This window comes from Brevibacterium sp. (assembly GCF_052105255.1).
In the GTDB taxonomy this organism is placed as follows: Bacteria; Actinomycetota; Actinomycetes; order Actinomycetales; family Brevibacteriaceae; genus Brevibacterium; species Brevibacterium linens_B.
On record NZ_JBQDYQ010000102.1, the window covers coordinates 1 to 5,579 of the forward strand.

General features: G+C 62.9%; 6 protein-coding genes. All 6 read left to right on the forward strand.

The genetic code is table 11. The annotated features are described in order from the left end of the window. Nucleotides 1–58 precede the first annotated feature (58 nt). The 6 genes from ACTIIH_RS15755 (at nt 59) to smpB (ending at nt 5,320) form a co-directional block, all read left to right on the forward strand. On the forward strand, nt 59–298 hold the full coding sequence (locus tag ACTIIH_RS15755) for a hypothetical protein (protein WP_441452779.1): 240 nt from the start codon (nt 59–61) through the stop codon (nt 296–298). A gap of 102 nt (nt 299–400) precedes the next feature. After that, nucleotides 401–1,525 (forward strand): peptide chain release factor 2, encoded by a 1,125-nt coding sequence (gene prfB / locus ACTIIH_RS15760; RefSeq protein ID WP_441452780.1) that lies wholly within the window; start codon nt 401–403, stop codon nt 1,523–1,525. Between the two features lie 317 nt (nt 1,526–1,842). Further along, the gene (gene ftsE, locus ACTIIH_RS15765) at nt 1,843–2,532 is read left to right on the forward strand and encodes a cell division ATP-binding protein FtsE (protein WP_025780920.1); all 690 of its coding nucleotides are present in this window, start codon (nt 1,843–1,845) and stop codon (nt 2,530–2,532) included. Beyond that, nucleotides 2,529–3,443 (forward strand): permease-like cell division protein FtsX, encoded by a 915-nt coding sequence (gene ftsX / locus ACTIIH_RS15770; RefSeq protein WP_441452781.1) that lies wholly within the window; start codon nt 2,529–2,531, stop codon nt 3,441–3,443. The genes ftsE and ftsX overlap by 4 nt, the downstream gene beginning before the upstream one ends. Before the next feature lies 1 nt (nt 3,444). Then, nucleotides 3,445–4,674, forward strand: coding sequence for a peptidoglycan DD-metalloendopeptidase family protein (locus tag ACTIIH_RS15775; RefSeq protein ID WP_441452782.1), 1,230 nt, complete (start codon nt 3,445–3,447; stop codon nt 4,672–4,674). Nucleotides 4,675–4,849: 175 nt separating this feature from the next. After that, nucleotides 4,850–5,320, forward strand: a complete 471-nt coding sequence (gene smpB, locus ACTIIH_RS15780) for an SsrA-binding protein SmpB (protein ID WP_441452783.1) — start codon at nt 4,850–4,852, stop codon at nt 5,318–5,320. Nucleotides 5,321–5,579: the final 259 nt, after the last annotated feature.

Sequence of the window (5,579 nt, forward strand, 5' to 3'; positions counted from 1 at the left end):
CTCGCCTTCCGGCTGGTACGAAGAATCTCATATTCTACAATGCGTAGAATTCGGCATCGTGGTCCGAGTACGGTCGAAACTGCCAAGAAGAACGCGTGAAACCGTCCATGAAGGCTTCATCGACCTCGCCGAGGTGGACGTCCCCGTCGGCGCGCAGGTGTACCTGTGCGGTCCGCCCCCATTCATGAAGGCCGTGCGCCGCGGACTCGATGCGCTCGAGGTGCCCGAGGACAATATCCACTTCGAGGTATTCGGCCCCGACACCTGGGCGACCGTGCCCGAACTCGTCCCCGCCTGACCTCAACCGGGGGATGGTGCGATGCGCGCCGAGGCGGTACCGCCTCGGCGCGCATCCGTCGGTTCTGGGTGGGGAGGGGGCATGCACTAGAATCGCATCATTATGGCCTCCACTGATTACTCTTCTGAAATCGCCAACCTCCGCCAGACGTACAAAGCGATTCTCGACGTGTCCGATCTGGACAATCTGCGCGACGAGGTTGCCGAGCTCACGGAGCAGGCGTCGTCGCCGACATTCTGGGACGACCCCGACTCGGCACAGAAGATCTCGGCCAAGCTCTCGCACAAGCAGGGCACCCTGGAGAAGCTCGAGAAGTTCGGGCAGCGCATCGACGATGCCGAGCTGCTCGTCGAGATGTCCCAGGACGAAGGTGACTCGGACTCGCTCGAAGAAGCCGACCGCGACATCAGGAAGCTGCGCGATCAGCTGGCCGAACTCGAGATCTCGACCCTGCTCAGCCACGAGTACGACGAGCGCTCCGCCGTTGTGACCGTGCGCTCGGGCGCCGGCGGCGACGACGCGACCGACTGGGCGCAGATGCTCACCCGCATGTACGTCCGGTGGGCAGAGAACCGCGGCTACAAGGTTCAGGAGCTCGACACCTCCTATGCCGAAGGTGCAGGCATCAAGTCCGCGACCATCCAGATCGACGCGCCCTATGCCTACGGCACGCTGTCGGTCGAAGCCGGCACCCACCGCCTCGTGCGGATCAGCCCCTTCGACAACCAGGGCCGCCGCCAGACCTCCTTCGCGGCCGTCGAGGTGGTCCCGCTCATCGAATCGACCGACCATGTCGAGATCGATGAGAACGATCTGCGCATCGACGTCTACCGGTCCTCGGGCCCCGGCGGGCAGTCGGTGAACACGACCGACTCGGCCGTGCGCATCACGCACATCCCCACTGGCGTGGTCGTGAGCATGCAGAACGAGAAGTCCCAGATCCAGAACCGTGAGGCCGCGATGCGTGTCCTCCAGTCGCGACTGCTCGACCTCAAACGCCAGGAAGAGGCCGCGCAGAAGAAGGAGCTGGCCGGCGATATCAAGGCCAGCTGGGGCGATCAGATGCGCTCCTACGTCACCCATCCGTACCAGATGGTCAAGGACCTGCGCACCGGCTACGAGGTCAACAACCCCTCGGCGGTCTTCGACGGCGACCTCGACGGACTCATCGAAGCCGGCATCCGCTGGCGCAAGGAACAGGAGATGGCCGAAGAGGCCGAGGCCTGAGCCGCTGGCAGCCTCCTCTCCCGGTCTGCCCGCCACCGGTCTGCCCGCCCGTCGGCAACCGGACTATCCGGTGCGCATCCGCCTCGGTGACGGTTCCCCTGACGGGGCAACGCGAATTGCAGGGAAGAGACTGTTGATTTTCGCCGCCGAAACCAACATTCCCTTCCCTGGGATTTCCGGGCACGCGGGCTGACCGCCGGCCTCGACTGTGAACTTCATCAGATCGCACCACACGCCCGGCCGCCTCCGCGAACATCACGGAACTGTTACGTACAGTGGAAGCGGCCGAGCCACCCGCAACATGATTGAAGACCGACTTGATCAGATTCGACTCCGTTTCGAAGTCCTACGACACACGTTCCCGCAAGGCACTCGACGACATCTCGTTCGAGGCTGACCGCGGGGAATTCGTGTTCCTCGTCGGGGCCTCCGGATCGGGAAAGTCCACGGTCATCCGACTCATTCTGCGTGAAGAGGTCCCCAGCGCCGGACGCATCCACATCGCCGGAAAGTCCGTGGTGAAGATGCCCAGCTGGAAGGTGCCCTACCTGCGGCGGGGGATCGGAACCGTGTTCCAGGACTTCCGCCTGCTGCCGAACAAGACCGTGTTCGCCAATGTGGCCTTCGCCCTCCAGGTGATCGGAAAATCCCGCGCGGCCATGTCGACTCTCGTTCCCGACGTCCTCGAGACCGTGGGCCTGGCCGGCAAGGAGAAGCGCTATCCCAGTGAGCTCTCCGGCGGTGAGCAGCAGCGTGTGGCCATCGCCCGCGCCGTGGTCAACAAACCCGGAATCCTGCTGGCCGACGAGCCGACGGGCAACCTCGACCCGGCCACAAGCGCCGACATCATGAACGTTCTCGAGAAGATCAACCGCAACGGCACCACCGTGCTCATGGCCACCCACGACGGAGAGATCGTCAACCGGATGCGCCGGCGGGTCATCGAACTGCGCGAAGGCGAAATCGTCCGCGACGTCGAAGAAGGCACCTACGGAGTCGCCTCATGAGGGCCGGGTTCATCCTCTCCGAAGTCTGGTCAGGTCTGCGCCGGAACTTCTCCATGGTCATCTCCGTTGTGCTCGTGACCTTCGTGTCCCTGCTCTTCGTCGGTGCCGCGATCCTGCTGCAGATGCAGGTCGGGCAGATGAAGGACTTCTGGTACGACCGCGTGCAGGTCTCCGTGTTCCTGTGCCCACCGGATTCGGAGGCGACGAACTGCGTCGACGGTGAGGTCACTGGAGACCAGAAGGATCAGATCCGGGCAGAACTCGAAAGCTCCGATCTGGCACCCTATGTCGACAAGGTCTACTTCGAGGACAAGAGCGAGGCCTATGAACACTTTCAGGAGCAGTTCAAGGGCACCAGCCTCGAAGGCACCGTGCCCGAGGACGAGATGAACGAGTCCTTCCGGGTCAAACTCAAGGACGCCGAGAAGTACGACATCATCAAGGAGACGTTCTCGTCGACTCCCGGGGTCGAAGAGGTCGTCGACCAGAACCAGCTGCTCGACCGACTGTTCGGGGTGCTCAACATCGCGACCATCGTGGCGATCGCGATCGCCGGCATCATGCTGCTGTGCGCGATGCTGCTCATCGCCACCACCATCCGGCTCTCCGCGTTCTCCAGACGCAGGGAGACCGGCATCATGCGACTGGTCGGTGCGTCGAACACCTTCATCCAGATGCCGTTCCTGCTCGAGGGGGTCATCGCCTCGGCCATCGGGGCGACCCTGTCCGCTGGTGCCCTGGGACTGCTCGTCCACTTCGGAGTCAGCGGCTGGTTGCAGTCGCAGGCCACGGGATTCAGTCTCATCTCCGGTTGGGACGTCCTCCTCATCACCCCCGTGCTCATCATCATCGGTGTGCTCATGGCCGGAGCCTCGTCGCTGATCACGCTCAACAAGTACACGAAGGTCTGAGATGAGACGCAGACTCGGACTCGTCGTCACGGCCGCCGCATTGGCGGTGATCATGCCGGTCACCTCGGTGGTGGCTGACCCGCGCGACGACAAAGGCGAGGTCGACGAACGCGTCAAGGAACTCCAGCAGGAGTTCGAAGGCCTCGACGAGGAACTCGCCCGCGTCATCGCCGAACGCGACGCCGCGCAGGAGAAGCTGCCGGACGCCGAAGCTGAATCGAAGGCCGCCGACGATGCGCTGGCGAAGGCGATCGAGAAGGATGAGGACATGGCTGCGCGCCTGACTTCGGCGGAGAATGCGCAGAAAGACCTCAAGGACACGATCAAGTCCGGCACCGAGGAGATCGACAAGCACAAGACCTCGGCCGCGCGCATCGGGCGGCAGGCTTACCAGAACTCGGGCATCACCTCTGATCTGGCGATGCTTCTGCAGATGGCCGAAGGCACGAGTGCCGACGGCGGTATCGGCCGCGTCGACTCAGCAGTGCGGTCCCAGCAGCGCACGATCGACAAACTCTCCGAACAGCGGGCGCTGAACAAGAACAACGAAAAGCGGCTTTCGGGCGTGACCGAGAAGATCTCCGACCTCAAGGACGAAGCCGCCGAGGCGGTGCTGGCCAAGGAGGCCGCACAGGTCGATGCGAAGAAGAAGGCCGACAGCCTCAACGATCTCATCTCTGCGAAGGACGATGCGGAGAAGACCATCTCCGACAACAAAACCAAAACCGAGAAGCAGCTGGCCGACGAGAAGGCCGAGCAGGATCGTCTTGCCAAGAAAGTCCGGGAATGGGAGAAGGAGCAGGAGAAGAAGGGCAAGTTCGTCTTCGGTGACGGAGACCTGGCCAACCCGGCCAAGGGATATCCGACGACGTCGCCGTTCGGATACCGCGTCCACCCGATCACAGGCGCACGGAAGCTGCACACCGGAATGGACTTCGGTGTCCCCTGCGGAACCCCGATCCGTGCGGCCGGCGACGGGATCGTCGTCACCTCCGGCTGGACCGGCGGCTACGGCAATCGCGTTGTCATCTCCCACGGCAAGATCAAGGGCGATTCGATCGCGTCGACCTACAACCACAACACGAAGCTCAAGGTCCGCGACGGGCAGAGGGTCAAGAAGGGCGACATCATCTCGTACTCCGGCACGACGGGCGCGTCGACCGGCTGCCACCTGCACTTCGAGATCATGAAGAACGGCACCTACGTCGATCCCAAACCCTTCATCTTCTAATTGCTACCTGACGGCGGCGCAGCAACCTCGCGCGAGGTTGCTCAGCCGCCGTCAGGTAGTTCTGGGAGGGGACGGGCGTGCGGAAGGTGGCCGATGGGATAGAATGGATGGCTGTGCCCGCAAACGCGTGCACAGGTGATCGGAAGCAGAATCGGGAGCAGAGAGGAGGCCGGTCATGCCGAAGGACACAGGCAAGAAAGTCATTGCGAGGAACCGCAGGGCGCGCCACGACTATCACATCGAAGACACGTGGGAGGCCGGGCTCGTACTCACCGGCACCGAGGTGAAATCGCTGCGCGAAGGTCGAGCCTCGCTCACCGACGGCTTCGCCCTCATCTTCCAGAATGAGGCCTGGCTGGAGAACGTCTACATTCCCGAATACCTGCAGGGGACATGGACGAACCACTCGGCCCGCCGTCGTCGTAAGCTGCTGCTCCACCGCGAGGAGATCCTCAAGATCTCGCAGAAGGTCAAGGAATCCGGCCGGACCCTGGTCCCGCTGGAGCTGTACTTCGACGGTTCACGCGTCAAGGTCGAGATCGCCTTGGCCCGCGGCAAGCGCGAATGGGATAAGCGACAGGCACTGCGCGAAGCGCAGGACAAACGCGAAGCCGAACGCGCCATGAAGTCCAAGCAATACCTGTAAGGGCTGGTCGATGGCGGGTGAGATCCCCGCCATCACCATCGTCTCTCGGCTCCTTCGCCGAGGCGGTCCGAGCGTATCCGAGCACGCCCGGTCACATATTCGCGGAGTTCAGGGAATGCAATTGGCTCGGTGTGCGTTGTAGGAGTATGCTGGAGTACCTGATCGGCGCCAGCAGCCGCTTCGGCGGATGACACAGCTGATCACTTTTGGTAACAGAATATGGGGATGATCGGTTTCGACGTCGGACACTGCGTCGGGA